Genomic DNA, 13747 nt, shown 5'->3' with positions numbered 1-13747 from the left:
CTATCCGATGCTCATACTCGCGCTACCCGATCATCAGAACTCTGCTTTCCGAAGCACGTCCCTAACACGCCTGGCGGTCGAGCATCTCGACCTGATCCCCGCCGAGATCCGGCACTACTTCCGCGACGTCCACGACCACCACAGCCAGGTCGCGGCGGAGGTCACGACCCTCGACGAGCAGATCACCTCGTTGGTCAACGCGGCCATGGCGATGATCGGGGTGCAGCAGAACACCGACATGCGGCGCATCTCCGCGTGGGTGGCGATCGCGGTCGTGCCCACGATGATCGCGGGGATCTACGGGATGAACTTCACCAACATGCCCGAACTGCATTCCGAGTACGGCTACTACCTGGTGCTCGGGGTCATGGCCGCCGCGTGCACCGGGCTGTTCCTGCTCTTCCGCAGGAACCGCTGGCTGTAGTCAGCGGGTCAGACCCGGATTCACCGCGCGGCGCGCCGGATCGGTCACGTCGATCCCGGCCTCCGCCCACGCGTCCTCGAGCTCCCCCGCTCCCTTGAGTCGGACCCAGGCCGCCTCGGTGTGCGTCACCGGGACCGCACGGAAGATCCTGACGGGGGCGGACTCCCCGCCCACCTCGACGTCGGGGATCTCGGGCGCCCGCAGCACGACCGCGGTGAACGCCGCGCCCGGCCACAGCGGCTCCCCGAGATCGATGAGAGCGCCCTCGGACAGCACCAGGCCCTCGACCGCCGGGGCGGCCGCGAGCACGGCCAGGGCGCGGACGAGCCCGTCCACGCCGCCCCGCAACACCAGGGAGAGTTCGGCCCGCGGCGCGGTCGGGTCGGGGACCAGCGCGGACGGGTCCCCCATCGGGTCGGCCGAACACCCGAGCGAGGCGTATCTCACCAGGCCGGACTCGATGTCCACGAAGCGCAGGACCCGGATCGGTGCCGCCCCCAGGAAGGTCACCGACGCCTCCTGCGGCTCGGGGCCGAGATGCGCGATGAGATGCTCGCGGACCGCGGTCAGGACGGACGACGAGTCGGAAGGGCCTCCCGGGAGCGTCACTTGAGGCCGAGGCGTGCGAGTTCGTCGCGGACCTTCTCGGCGTTCCCGGGCTCGCACAGGATGTCGTACCGTCCGGCGACCAACTGGGAGGTCGACGCGAAGTCGCGCTTTCCCCGTGTCGCGGCGTAGGACAGCGAGGCGGAGACCACACCGAACACCGAACCACCGATCAGTCCGGTGAGGACGACTCCCCACATCGGCTGGGTGAAGATGCCGACCAGCAGGCCCACGAACAGTCCGAGCCACGCGCCGGTCGCCAGTCCGCCGAGCAGGATCTTGGGCCAGGTCAGCCGGCCGGTGACACGCTCCACCTGCATGAGGTCCACGCCCACGATGGTCACCTCGTGGACGGGGAACTCCTCGTCCGCGAGGTGGTCCACGGCCGCCTGGGCCTGCGCGTAGGTGGGGTAGGAACCGACCACCCACCCGGTGGGGGGCGTGGGCAACCCGGGCGTCTGCCCGCGCCGGCCCGTGGTCGGGGACACCGGAGTCGTCATCACATCGATCCTTCCGTCGTCGACCCGTTCGGATCGGTCTCTCGGGCGGCCGTCGTCGTCATCCCCGCTGCCCGCCCTCGTGCGGAGACCACCAGTGCCATCTTACGGCTGGCCTCGTCGAGCATCTCGTCACCGAACATCACCGCGCCCCGGGCCCCGCCCTCCTCGGACGTGGAGTGGGCGTAGGCGGCGAGGATCCCCTCCGCCTTGTCGAACTCGTCCTGACGCGGGCTGAACACCTCGTTGCCCGCGTCCACCTGGGCGGGATGCAGGACCCACTTGCCGTCGAAGCCCAGTGCCGCGGTGCGGGCCGCCGCCCTGCGGAAGCCCTCCACGTCCCGCACCTTGAGGAACGGCCCGTCGATCGCCTGGAGACCGTGCGCCCGGGCGGAGACGAGGATGCTCAACAGAACGTGGTGGTAGGCGTCGCCCGGCGCGTACCCCTCCGGCTGCTCCCCGACGGTGAGGGTGCGCATGCCGATCGAGGCCATGAAGTCCGCGGGACCGAACACCAGCGTGAGGACCCGCGCGCTCGCGGTGGCGATCTCGTCGATGTTGGTGAGACCGAGCGCGTCCTCGATCTGGGGCTCGATACCGATGTGCCCGACCGGCAGGCCCGCCGCCTTCTCCACCTGGGTGAGCACCAGGTCGAGGGCCCGGACCTCCGCGCCCGACCGCGCCTTGGGCAGGAGGAGCGCGTCGACGTGGGCGCCCGCCCTGCCGACCACCTCCGTGACGTCCCGGACGGTGTACTCGGTGTCCCAGGCGTTCACCCTCACCACCACGGTCGGCGCGGCGAAGCCACCGCTGGTGAGCGCCTCGACGACGTTCTCGCGCGCCTGTTCCTTGGCCGGGCCCGCGACGGCGTCCTCGAGGTCGAGGAACACCTCGTCCACCGGCAACCCGCGGCCCTTGCCGATCATCTTGACGCTGCTACCGGGGACGGCGAGCACAGTGCGCCGGGGACGGGTGCGCAGTCCGGCGATCGTCGCCGCGGCGGACTCCGACGGTGCGGTCTCCGTGTGCTGGGCGGGGGTCATCTGCGGGCACTCCCTCCGGTCCGGTGCGGGCGGGGCGTGATCCACCACCCGGTGACTAACCTGGTCCGCATGGCGAACCTCAACAAGGCTTTCGTCGCCAGGCTAGCCGGACTGCCGGTGATCGGCCCTGACGGGGACGACATCGGGCGGATCCGCGACGTCGTGGTGACGATGCGCGCCCGGCACAAGCAACCCCGGGTCCTCGGACTGGTGGTGGAGCTTCCCACCCGGCGGCGGATCTTCGTGCCCATGCTCAGGGTCGCCTCGGTCGAGCCCCGCTCGGTCGCGCTGATCTCCGGAACGATCAATCTGCACCGGTTCCAGTCCAGGCCCGGCGAGAACCTGGTGCTCGGGTCCCTGGTGGACTCGATCGTGGGGGTCGATCCGGAGCGCGGCGCGCCCGGCTCCGCGGCCGGCCCCTCGGCCGTCTCGGCGGCCGGCACCGCGGTGACGTCGCGCTACCAGGTCGTCGACGTGGAGATCGAGCGGCAGCGCACCCGCGACTGGCTCGTCTCCAGGCTGGCCGTCCGGGCCCGTCGTGGGCGCGGGCCCCTCGGCCGCCGGGGGCCGGTGTCGATCCAGCCCTGGAGCCGGATCGAGGGGTTCGACGACGACGCCATCGGCACCCCGGAGCACGGAGCCGAGAGCCTGGTCGAGCACTACGCCGATCTCCGTCCCGCCGATGTCGCGCACGCCCTGCGTGAACTACCCGAGGTGCGTCGGCTCGAGGTGGCCCGCACCCTCGACGACGAACGACTCGCGGACATCCTCCAGGAACTGCCCCACGACGAGCAGACCGAGATCGTGACCCGACTCGAGCTGGAACGGGCGGCGGACGTCCTCGAGGCGATGGATCCGGACGACGCGGCGGACCTGCTGGGCGAGATGCCGGAGAAGGACGCGGAGTCCTTCCTCGAACTCATGCATCCGGAGGGCTCCGCACCCGTCCGCCGCCTGTTGACGTTCGACGCGGACACCGCCGGCGGGCTCATGACGCCGGAACCCATCATCCTGTCCCCCCAGACGACCGTCGCGGAAGCCCTGGCCCACTGCCGCAATCCCGACCTGAGCCCGGCGCTGGCGAGCCTCGTCTTCGTGGTCCGACCCCCCACGGCCACCCCGACGGGCAAATATCTCGGATGCGTCCACATCCAGGCGCTGCTCAGGGAGTTGCCGTCGACGATGGTCGCCGTGACCGTGGACACCAGCCTGTCCAGCCTGCGTCCCACCGACTCGGTGGACTCGGTGACGAGGTTCTTCGCCACCTATAACCTCGTGTGCGGTCCCGTCGTGGACGACGAGGGCCATCTCCTGGGGGCGGTCGCGGTGGACGACCTCCTCGACCACCTGCTCCCCGAGGACTGGCGTGACATGGACCTCCACGACCACAGGGAGGTCCGTCGGTGACCGAACCGGGCACGCGCTCCGCGCTCTCCACACCCGTCACCTCGCGGCGGCCCCGCATCAGTGTCGACCCGGACGCCGTGGGCCGGTACAGCGAGGCCATCGCCCGGTTCTTCGGGACCGGCCAGTACCTGCTGATCCAGACGATCCTCGTGATCGTCTGGATCCTCATCAACGTCACGGTCGTGGCGATGCGCTTCGACCCCTATCCGTTCATCCTCCTCAACCTCGCGTTCTCCACCCAGGCGGCCTACGCCGCCCCCCTCATCCTCCTGGCCCAGAACCGTCAGGAGGACCGCGACAAGGAGTCGATCGCGGAGGACAGGCTGCGGGCCACCCAGACCAAGGCGGACACCGAGTTCCTGGCCCGGGAACTGGCCTCCGTCCGGCTCTCCGTGGGTGAGACGGTCACCCGCGACTACCTCCGCCGGGAACTCGACGACCTCAGGAACTCGATCGAGCGCATAGGAACGCTGCTCGCGGACCAGAATTGTGACGGCGGTAACACCGAACGCCGCAAAAGCGATTCAGACACCAGGGGCCGGAGGTAGCGTCGACCAGCACGGCAGCGATGCCGCGACGCACCCCGCTCGCGACACCGTCCGGACGTTGTAGGGGGAACTTTGCGCAAGATCGCGCACAACACTGATCGACGGGCACTGACCAGCGCCGCGGTCGCCGCGGGCGTGATCGGCGTGCTCACCGCCGTGAGCCTGACGATGGACCACAGTCGACCCACCGGGGCATCGGGAATCGTGCAGGCGGCCGAGACCGCCACCCAGGATCCGACGACGACCGCGGCGGGTGCCACCACTCCGACCTCCGAGACCCCGCCGCCGAGCGAGGTCCGGGACCCCGGCGCCGCACACATCGAGCCCGCGACGATCCCGGACGGCCCCCTCGGGATCCCCGGCATCGCCCTGGACGCCTACCACCGCGCCACCGACCGCCTCAACCTCGAGAAGCCCGCGTGCGAGATGGACTGGACACTTCTCGCGGGCATCGGCCAGGTCGAGTCCAACCAGGGCCGTGGACGCTTCGACGCGCAGGGCAACACCATCGGCCGCATCCTCGGTCCCCGCCTCGACGGCTCGCTGCCCGGCACCGCCGTCATCACCGACACCGACGGCGGGCGGTTCGACGGCGACACCGAGTTCGACCGGGCGGTCGGCCCCGTGCAGTTCATCCCCTCCACCTGGGCGGTGCTGGGTCGGGACGGCAACGGCGACGGCGTGGCCGACCCCAACAACATCTACGACGGTGCACTCGCGGCCGCGACCCTGCTGTGTGGACAGGGCGGTTCGATGGGTGACCCCGCGGCCCGCACCCGGGCGGTCCTCGCCTACAACAACTCGCTCGCGTACGTGGCCAACGTCAACGCCTGGGCGCACGGCTACGCCGTCAACTCCTACCCGTTGCCGTCGGACCTGCCGGAGATCCACAAGCCCAGGCCGATCGTGGAACCACCGAAGACCCCCGAGCACTGCCCGGACGGCTGGGAGGGTCGGCCCACCGCGGCACCGGAGCCCGCGCCGCCGGGCGAGCCCGGCCGTCCGGTACCCGGATGTACCGAGGTGACCCCACCGCCGGCTCCCCCGGCAGTACCCACGCCGCCGTCTCCGTCCCCGTCGCCGTCCCCGGAGAACGCGCCGGCGCCTCGTCCCCCTGCGCCGCCGGCCCAGGTCGCGCCGGCCCCACCCGGGCTCCCGGTGTTCGAGCTCCCCTGCATCGCACCGTTCTGCGTGCCGCCGCCTGCCTGAATCGCCCGCCCGGACCCCGACGCCTAGACTCGGGGCATCATGAGTGCACCCAGCGAAGAAGCGATCCGCGCCGCCCTGGCCAAGGTCGACGACCCGGAGATCAGAAAGCCGCTCACGGAGCTCGGCATGGTCAAGGGCGTCGACATCGACGAGGGATCCGGCCGGGTCGGGATAGGCATCTACCTGACGGTGGCCACGTGCCCGATGCGGGACACGATCACCGACCGGGTCCGCACCGCGGTCTCGGACGTCGCCGGTGTGGGCGAGGTCGTGGTCGAGCTCGACGTGATGAACGACGAGCAGCGCACGGAACTGCGCAAGCACCTCCGGGGGGACGCGGCCGAACCCGTCATCCCGTTCGCCCAACCGGGGAACCTCACCCGCGTGTACGCGGTCGCCTCGGGCAAGGGGGGCGTGGGCAAGTCCACCGCCACGGTCAACCTCGCGACCGCGCTCGCGTCCCGTGGACTGTCCGTGGGCGTCCTCGACGCGGACATCTACGGCCACTCGATCCCCCGCATGCTGGGCACCGATGCCCGGCCCACCCAGGTCGAGCAGATGATCCTGCCGCCGGTCGCGCACGACGTCAAGGTCATCTCGATCGCCCAGTTCACCAAGGGGAACACCCCGGTGGTGTGGCGTGGCCCCATGCTGCACCGCGCCCTCCAGCAGTTCCTGGCCGACGTGTACTGGGGCGACCTCGACGTGCTGCTGATGGACCTACCGCCGGGAACGGGTGACGTCGCCATCTCGATCGCCCAACTCATCCCGTCGGCGGAGATCCTCGTGGTGACCACACCGCAGCAGGCCGCCGCCGAGGTGGCCGAACGGGCGGGGTCGATCGCTCTCCAGACCCGTCAGCGGATCGCGGGCGTCATCGAGAACATGTCGTGGCTCGAACTCCCCGACGGCACCCGCATGGACGTCTTCGGCACCGGCGGTGGGGCCGAGGTCGCGGCGAACCTCTCACGCTCCGTGGGGGCACCGGTGCGCCTGCTCGGCCAGGTGCCGCTCGAGCAGGCCGTCCGGGAGCACGGCGACGAGGGCACCCCGATCGTCCTGGCGGAGCCGGATTCACCGTCCGGCAGGGCGTACAGGGAGATCGCGGACGGACTGGCCGTCCGGCCGCGCGGACTGGCGGGGATGAACCTCGGGATCGACACCACGCGCCACCTCTGACCGCCGGACCGGCCGGACCGCCGCACGGCGGGACCGCCGCACCGCGGGCGCATCCCGCGTCCTCCCGGGGCCCGCACGCGCCACGTCACCGCGACACGACGCGCACTCTCAGGTGGCGTCCGTGTCCCAGATCGGGGCGCTGCCCGGCGACGGCGGGGTGGGCGCGGACGGGGAGGCCGGACCGGTGGCCCGGGGACCCGTCGACCGTGGCCCGGCCGCCCGGGCGTCCGTCGCCTGTGGCCCGGTCGCCTGTGGCCCGGTCGACTGGCGTCCGGCCGCCTGGGGACCCGTCGACCGCGGTCCTCCCGCTGGCGCGGCCGCGCCGAAGTCCCCCGTGAACAAGGAGTCGTCGCCGTCAAGGAGGTGCTTGGTCACCATCGCGCGGGGGCTCATGCCCCTCAGGTCGCTCAGTTGTTTGAGCGGCTCGCGGAACTCCTCGAAGTCGGCCCCGTAGTCGTCACGGAGCTGTTGTTGGGCGGTGCCCGCGAAGTCCTTGACCTTGCGGACCGCCGAGGCCAGCCAGCGGGCGGCCTCGGGTAGGCGCTCGGGCCCCAGGACCACGAGCGCGATCACGCCGAGCACCAGGAGCTCGGACCACCCCACGTTAGTGAACATCGCCTCCGAGGATACGTCGTCCCGGCACCGACCGGCACCACGACCTCGGACGACCGGCCACCGGCGCCGGCGACCTGCCGGCCCCGAGCGGGTCAGGCGAGTACGGGTCGGACGGTCACCTCGATCCGTGCACCGTCGCGGATGACCTCGACCGGCACGTCGACGTCCGCGCCCGCCCGTCGGACGGCCACGATGAGCTCGTCGGAGGACCGGACACCGCGTTCCCCGACACTCGTCACCACGTCGCCCTCCCGGAGCCCGGCCTCCTGTGCGGGCGACCCCTCCCGCACGTTGACCAGCTCCGCACCCTCCACGTTGCCGTTCTCCGCCTTGCGCGCGTTCACGCCGATGGTCGCGTGACGTACGGAGCCCTCGCTCATGAGCGAGGTGGCGATGTCGCGCACATCGTTGACGGGGATGGCGAACCCGAGCCCGATCGACCCACCGGATTGGGTGAAGATGGAGGTGTTGATCCCGATCACCGCCCCGCTGGCGTCGATGAGCGGACCACCCGAGTTGCCGGGATTGATGGCCGCGTCGGTCTGGATGGCGTCGATCACCACGTCCCCGTCGGAGGTGGACTCCCCCAGGGCGATCGGCCGCTGGGTGGCCGACACGATGCCCTCGGTGACCGTCCGGGCCAGGCCGAGGGGCGACCCGATGGCGACGACCTGTTCGCCCACCTGCACCCGATCGGAATCACCGAGGGTCGCGACGGTGAGGTTCTGGACGTCGTCGACCTTCAGCACCGCCAGGTCGGTCGCCGGGTCGCGGCCGACCAACTCGGCCGATGCCCTGGACCCGTCCGGGAAGACGACGTCGATGTCCGCCCTGTCGGCGGCGCCGTCCATGGTGACGACGTGGTTGTTGGTGACGATGTAGCCCTGCGGGTCGATGACGATGCCGGAACCCTCACCCCGGGCCGAGGCCGTGGAGACCTGGATGTGGACCACCGCCGGTTGGACCCGTTGCGCCACCTCACCGACCGGGTTGTCGGGCCGGATGACGTTCGCCGGCGCGTCGGCGATGCGTACCGTCGACGTGGTGAGGACGCGGGCGGAATCGGCCACGACCGCGCCGATCCCCCCTCCCACGAGGGCGATGACGGCGACGGCGGCGGTCGCCCCTGCCAGCGCCTGCCTGCTCAGTCGCCGCTCGAACAGAGCCTCGGAGAGTGAGAGCCTCGGCGGCGGGGGCACGTCCGCACCCGACAGATCCTCCGGTCCGGGCTCGTCCGCCGCCTGCAGGGCGGGGGTTCCGAACCCCACCGGGGCGTGGGGATCCCGCCACGGGTCGGGCGGGGCGGGCTGTGGCACCTCGACCCGGTCCTGCCAGCCCGGATGCCGCTCGATACCACCGACGGTGTCACCCGACGGCCCGAACGCGGCGGCCAGTGCCGGGTCGGCGTCGTGCCCGTCCGCCGCGCCGGAGTGCCGGTGCGGGCCGGAATGGCGGTCCTGAGCGGAGTGATCGACCGGAGCCTGTGGACGCCGGGGGTCGAATCCTCCTGTCACCCCGGGCGGGCGGGAGAAGCGCTCGGCGGAGGCCTCGTCCACGACGGGCCTGTGGATCGGCGCAGGCTCGCGGAGCGGCCGGTCGGGGTCGACGTCCCGTTCCGCCGGTCCGGGCACACCAGTCTCGTCCTCCACGCGCCCCAGCCTAACGGCCGGACGAACGCAGGCGGCGCAGGAGCCTCGACCACCTGCTCCCGGGCGGGGGCACCGGGGCGCCTGTGGGTTCCCGGGTCGGCTCCTCCCCGAGGAGGCGGAGGCGCTCCCGCAGATCACCGGGCATGTGGATCGGCCCGGATCCCCGGAGAGCGCGACGTGCGTCCTGTTGTTCGGCCACCTCGCGTCGACACTGCGGGCACAGAGCGAGGTGGGCGTCCGCGCGGACCTGTCCCGCGGGCGGGAGGCAGCCGTCCACGTACGCTGCCGCCGCCTCGGTGGAGAGGTGGTCGGTGGAGAGGAAGTGCGGTTCTGATCGAGGGGGTGGCGTACTCCCGGCGACCTCACGGACCGAGTCCCGCGACAACCGGTACTCGGGAGTGGACCCGCGTCCTGACTGGTGTCGGTCCACCCTCGCGCCTCCTCGTCCGTCTGCCCTCGGGGCCGGGCTCTGACCGCCCGGGATGATCAACGCACGGGATACTCCGGTGGTTCCCGGGAGCTCCCGGGGGGATCAGTCGACGCTCTGGTGGACCCCGGTCACACCGGCCGCCTCGAGCTCGGCACGCAACGCGGAACGACCCCGGTGGATGCGGCTGCGGACCGTCCCCATCTTGACCCCGAGGATCCGGCCGACCTCCTCGTAGCTGAGGTCCTCGATGTCGCACAGCACCACCGCCGCGCGGAACTCCGGGGAGAGATTGGCCAGGGCGGTCTGCAGGACCGGGTCGAAGGTCTCCTCCGACAGGACCTGCTCCGGACTGCGCTCACGACCCGGGACCCGCTCGGCGTCCTCCGGGAGCGCCTCGAAGCGGATGCGAGACCGACGCCGCGCCATGTCGAGGAAGAGGTTGGTGACGATCCGGTGCGTCCATCCCTCGAAGGTGCCCGGCTTGTACTTGTCCAGGGACCTGAACACCCGGATGAACGCCTCCTGGGTGATGTCCTCCGCGTCGTGGGCGTTGCCGCAGAGCCGGAATGCGAGCCGGTAGACCCTGTCCCCGTGCTGGGCGACGAGCTGGGACCAGGAGGGCATGTCGGCGGCGTCACCACTCGCGTCGAAGCGGGCGGTACCGACCGCCTCGTCGTGGTCACCGCCGGGAGCGATCGCCGTCTCGTGCACCGTCTGCGAGTACATGCGCTGCCGCCGCCTTCCGGCGCGGGCTCCTCGCAAGTCGTCCGCGCGGTGTTCCGTCGCCCCCTCGTGGAACGACGTGTGCCCACCCTCTCTCATCGGGCTGTCCTCACGGTATACCCGTACTGAGATCCCCCTGAGAGTCTCATACCGATCCGATCACCGCGCGTTGGACACGTCGTCCGCGTGCGCGGCGATACGCTGCTCGGGTGTCCGATTCGACTGACGTCCCCGCCTCCGACCGTTCCAGGCTCGCCGACCTCGCGCGCCGCAGCTCCGATCTGGTCGACGACTCGCTCTACGCCCCCGCCCGTGCGGACGCGGCCGAACTGGGTGCCGCCTCTCCGGACGCGCTGACCGCCGAGGTGATCCGGCTGGTCGCCCGACTGACCGGAGCCCGCACCGCGGTGTGCATCTCGCCCGCTCCCGGCGTGCCCGCCCTGGCGATCCTGGCGGCAGCCGGGCAGGGCTCCGGGACCGTGGTCACCTGCATCACCGACGATCCCCATCACCTGGAGGCGGCCCGGACCGCCCTCCGCGCGGCCGGACACCCCGCGTCCGCCGCCCGCTACATCGCGGCGCGGCCGCTGGAGGTGGCCGACAAGCTCGCCGACGGCGCCTACGACCTGCTCGTCGCCGATGTCCCGGATCACTCGGTCGCCCGGGTGGTGTCCCGCGCTCACCAACTGTTGCGTCCCGGCGGTGCGCTGGTCCTGATCGGTGAGCACGCACCGCTGCCGGAGGGCGCGGACCTGCCCGAACACGCACACGTCACCGTGCTGCCCGTCGGCGGCGGGCTGACCGTGGTCGCACTCTGAGCCCGCGCGCCCGGAGGCGGCGAACCCTGGACCGGACCCGGCTGGCGACTCAGCCGGGCAGCGACGTGACGGAGTTTTTGGACACGCTCACCACTCCGCCGGCACTGATCGGGAACCGGAGCCGGTCGCGCTCGTGATCCACGCCGATCACGTCGCCCGGGCCGATCGAGGAGTTCTTGTCCACGATCGCCCTGCGCACCACGGCGCCCCGACCGATCCGCACACCGGGCATCAGCACGCTGCCCTCCACCACGGCGCCGTCCTCGACCACCACGTTGTTCGAGACCACGGAGTTGCGCACGGTGGCCGCGGAGATGATCGTCCCCGCCCCCACCATCGACTCCTGGGACATGCCGCCGTTGACGAACTTGGCGGGCGGCAGGTTGTCCTGCTGGGTCCGGATCGGCCACAGGTTGTTATAGAGGTTGAACACCGGGTGCACTGAGACCAGGTCCACGTGGGCGTCGTAGAACGCGTCGATGGTCCCCACGTCCCGCCAGTACCCCCGGTCGCGCTCCGTCTCGCCCGGGACCCGGTTGCGGGCGAAGTCGTAGACGTACGCGCGCTCCTGTTCCACCAGCGCGGGGATGATGTCCCCGCCCATGTCGTGGGTGGAATCGGGCTTCTCCGCGTCCGCCTTGAGGGCCGTGACGAGCGCATCCGTGGTGAAGATGTAGTTGCCCATCGAGGCGAACGTCGCATCCGGGTCGTCCGGCGTCCCCGGAGGATCGGAGGGCTTCTCGACCCAGTCCCGGATCAGGTCGTCGTCCCCCGCGTCGATGCAGCCGAAGGCGAAGGCCTCACTGCGGGGGACCCGGATCCCGGCGACCGTGACCGCGGCCCCCGTGGCGATGTGGTGGTCGAGCATCTGACGGGGGTCCATGCGGTAGACGTGATCGGCCCCGAAGACGACGATGTGGTCCGGCTTCTCGTCGTGGACCAGGTTCAGCGACTGCAGGATGGCGTCCGCCGACCCGGTGTACCACCGCGGTCCGAGCCGCTGCTGCGCGGGAACGGGGGTGATGTACTCGCCCCCCATCCCCCTCATGTGCCACACCTGGGAGATGTGCCGGTCGAGGGAGTGCGACTTGTACTGCGTGAGGACGCAGATCCGCATGAAGCCGGCGTTGACGAGGTTGCTCAGGACGAAGTCGATCAACCTGTACGACCCGCCGAACGGCACCGCCGGTTTGGCGCGGTCCGCGGTGTGCGGGAAGAGGCGCTTGCCCTCGCCACCGGCGAGAACGATTGCTAGGACGTGCGGCTGGTTCCTCACCCCCCCACCGTAACGACTTCCGGGCCGTTGCCACGGACCATCACGGGACTTGCCCCCGCACCGCCCCGCGCCGACACCCCGTGGTCGGGCGGGGTTCACCCGCAACGGTCCCGGGGACGCCCCGGGGGGCTAGGTTGACCGGTGTGCGAGTAGCGATGATGACGAGGGAGTACCCACCGGAGGTCTACGGCGGGGCGGGGGTCCACGTGACCGAACTGGTGGCCACCCTGCGGCCGCTGTGCGAGGTCGACGTCCTGTGCATGGGCGCGGACCGCGACACCGCGCGGGCGTTCCGGCCCGATCCGGAGCTGGGCGAGGACGCCAACCCGGCGATCCGGACCCTCTCCGCCGGCCTGCGCATGTGCGTGGCCGCGGAGGGGGCGGACATCGTCCACTCCCACACCTGGTACGCGGGCCTGGCCGGCCACCTCGCCGGGGAGCTCTACGGCATCCCCCACGTGGTGTCCGCGCACTCTCTCGAGCCCAGCCGACCCTGGAAGGCCGAGCAGCTCGGGGGCGGCTACCGCGTCTCGTCGTGGTCGGAGCGCAACGCCTTCGCCCACGCTGACGCCGTGGTCGCGGTGAGTGCACGGATGAAGGACGAGATCCTGCGCGTCTACCCCGAGGTCGATCCGGAGAAGATCCACGTGATCCTCAACGGCATCGACACCTCGGTGTGGTCACCGGTCGAGACGTTCGCCGGGGAGGACTCGGTCCTCCGGCGGCACGGTGTCGACCCGGACCGACCGATCGTGGCGTTCGTCGGTCGCATCACACGTCAGAAGGGAGTGCCCCACCTGGTCCGCGCGGCCCGAGATTTCCACCCGGACGCCCAGCTCGTGCTCTGTGCGGGTGCCCCGGACACCCCGGAGATCGCGGCCGAGATGGAATCACTGGTCGCCGACCTGCAGTCCACCCGGGACGGCGTCTACTGGCTCCGCGACATGCTGCCGCGCGCGGAGGTCATCGAGATCCTCTCCGCCGCCACGGTGTTCGCGTGCCCGTCGGTGTACGAACCCCTCGGGATCGTCAACCTCGAGGCCATGGCCTGCGACACCGCCGTCGTCGCCTCCGATGTCGGCGGGATCCCGGAGGTCGTCATCGACGGCGAGACCGGCACGCTCGTCCACTACGACGAGTCGGACCCGGACGCCTTCGAGGCCGGTCTCGCGGCCGCGGTCAACGAACTCGTCGTCGATCCGGGCAAGGCCGCCGCGTACGGCCGTGCCGGGCAGGAGCGGGCCCGGACGCGGTTCGCGTGGGAGGCGATCGCCGAGCAGACCCACGCGATGTACGCCTCACTCCTGTAGAGCGCCTACCTCC

Annotated in this window: 15 protein-coding genes; 7 read left to right on the top strand and 8 right to left on the bottom strand. The window is 71.2% G+C overall.

The genetic code is table 11. The features are described 5' to 3' along the window. A partial coding sequence (locus ABD250_RS16385; RefSeq protein WP_344393330.1) for a CorA family divalent cation transporter occupies positions 1–424 on the top strand: 424 nt, incomplete at its 5' end. On the opposite strand, the gene ABD250_RS16380 is transcribed toward ABD250_RS16385, so the two are convergent. Genes ABD250_RS16380 through ABD250_RS16370 form a run of 3 tightly spaced genes read right to left on the bottom strand, consistent with a single transcriptional unit; the run spans position 425 to position 2570 of the window. Beyond that, positions 425–1033, bottom strand: coding sequence for a suppressor of fused domain protein (locus ABD250_RS16380; protein WP_304814553.1), 609 nt, complete (start codon positions 1031–1033; stop codon positions 425–427). It lies immediately after the preceding gene. Next, positions 1030–1530 (bottom strand): general stress protein, encoded by a 501-nt coding sequence (locus ABD250_RS16375; protein ID WP_179525580.1) that lies wholly within the window; start codon positions 1528–1530, stop codon positions 1030–1032. The genes ABD250_RS16380 and ABD250_RS16375 overlap by 4 nt, the downstream gene beginning before the upstream one ends. Then, on the bottom strand, positions 1530–2570 hold the full coding sequence (locus ABD250_RS16370; RefSeq protein WP_182658056.1) for an HpcH/HpaI aldolase/citrate lyase family protein: 1041 nt from the start codon (positions 2568–2570) through the stop codon (positions 1530–1532). Before ABD250_RS16370 ends, ABD250_RS16375 begins: the two co-directional genes overlap by 1 nt. A 69-nt stretch (positions 2571–2639) precedes the next feature. Between ABD250_RS16370 and ABD250_RS16365 the strand changes: the two genes are divergently transcribed. The 4 genes from ABD250_RS16365 to ABD250_RS16350 all read left to right on the top strand — a co-directional run bounded on the left by ABD250_RS16365 (position 2640) and on the right by ABD250_RS16350 (position 6913). Then, complete coding sequence (locus ABD250_RS16365) at positions 2640–3977, top strand: magnesium transporter MgtE N-terminal domain-containing protein (RefSeq protein ID WP_344393325.1); 1338 nt, start codon at positions 2640–2642, stop codon at positions 3975–3977. Further along, entirely contained in the window at positions 3974–4525 is a 552-nt protein-coding gene (locus ABD250_RS16360; RefSeq protein WP_182658827.1) for a DUF1003 domain-containing protein, read from the top strand. Before ABD250_RS16365 ends, ABD250_RS16360 begins: the two co-directional genes overlap by 4 nt. Before the next feature lie 72 nt (positions 4526–4597). After that, complete coding sequence (locus ABD250_RS16355; RefSeq protein ID WP_182658828.1) at positions 4598–5734, top strand: lytic transglycosylase domain-containing protein; 1137 nt, start codon at positions 4598–4600, stop codon at positions 5732–5734. A gap of 39 nt (positions 5735–5773) precedes the next feature. Next, a complete protein-coding gene (locus ABD250_RS16350) occupies positions 5774–6913 on the top strand; it encodes an Mrp/NBP35 family ATP-binding protein (protein ID WP_179525585.1) in 1140 nt (379 codons plus the stop codon). Between the two features lie 108 nt (positions 6914–7021). Here the strand turns inward: ABD250_RS16350 and tatB are convergent, their stop codons facing one another. The 4 genes from tatB to sigE all read right to left on the bottom strand — a co-directional run bounded on the left by tatB (position 7022) and on the right by sigE (position 10333). Then, the gene (gene tatB, locus ABD250_RS16345) at positions 7022–7528 is read right to left on the bottom strand and encodes a Sec-independent protein translocase protein TatB (RefSeq protein WP_259847275.1); all 507 of its coding nucleotides are present in this window, start codon (positions 7526–7528) and stop codon (positions 7022–7024) included. Positions 7529–7620: 92 nt separating this feature from the next. After that, positions 7621–9177: a S1C family serine protease gene (locus ABD250_RS16340; protein ID WP_338404172.1), complete on the bottom strand. Its 1557-nt coding sequence runs from the start codon at positions 9175–9177 to the stop codon at positions 7621–7623. Between the two features lie 10 nt (positions 9178–9187). Continuing rightward, a complete protein-coding gene (locus tag ABD250_RS18145) occupies positions 9188–9607 on the bottom strand; it encodes an anti-sigma factor family protein (RefSeq protein WP_179525587.1) in 420 nt (139 codons plus the stop codon). Positions 9608–9709: 102 nt separating this feature from the next. Then, positions 9710–10333 (bottom strand): RNA polymerase sigma factor SigE, encoded by a 624-nt coding sequence (sigE, locus tag ABD250_RS16330; RefSeq protein WP_182658509.1) that lies wholly within the window; start codon positions 10331–10333, stop codon positions 9710–9712. A gap of 206 nt (positions 10334–10539) precedes the next feature. Here sigE and ABD250_RS16325 point away from each other — a divergent pair, with 206 nt between their 5' ends. Continuing rightward, the gene (locus ABD250_RS16325) at positions 10540–11148 is read left to right on the top strand and encodes an O-methyltransferase (protein WP_179525589.1); all 609 of its coding nucleotides are present in this window, start codon (positions 10540–10542) and stop codon (positions 11146–11148) included. A gap of 49 nt (positions 11149–11197) precedes the next feature. On the opposite strand, the gene glgC is transcribed toward ABD250_RS16325, so the two are convergent. Continuing rightward, complete coding sequence (glgC, locus tag ABD250_RS16320; protein ID WP_182658262.1) at positions 11198–12424, bottom strand: glucose-1-phosphate adenylyltransferase; 1227 nt, start codon at positions 12422–12424, stop codon at positions 11198–11200. 143 nt (positions 12425–12567) lie between these two features. Between glgC and glgA the strand changes: the two genes are divergently transcribed. Further along, the gene (glgA, locus tag ABD250_RS16315) at positions 12568–13734 is read left to right on the top strand and encodes a glycogen synthase (RefSeq protein WP_338404153.1); all 1167 of its coding nucleotides are present in this window, start codon (positions 12568–12570) and stop codon (positions 13732–13734) included. Positions 13735–13747: the final 13 nt, after the last annotated feature.

The organism is Dietzia cercidiphylli (genome assembly GCF_039531545.1).
Lineage (GTDB): Bacteria > Actinomycetota > Actinomycetes > Mycobacteriales > Mycobacteriaceae > Dietzia > Dietzia natronolimnaea.
The sequence above is the reverse complement of the archived record's forward strand: the minus strand, read 5'-3'. Positions and strand labels throughout refer to the sequence as shown.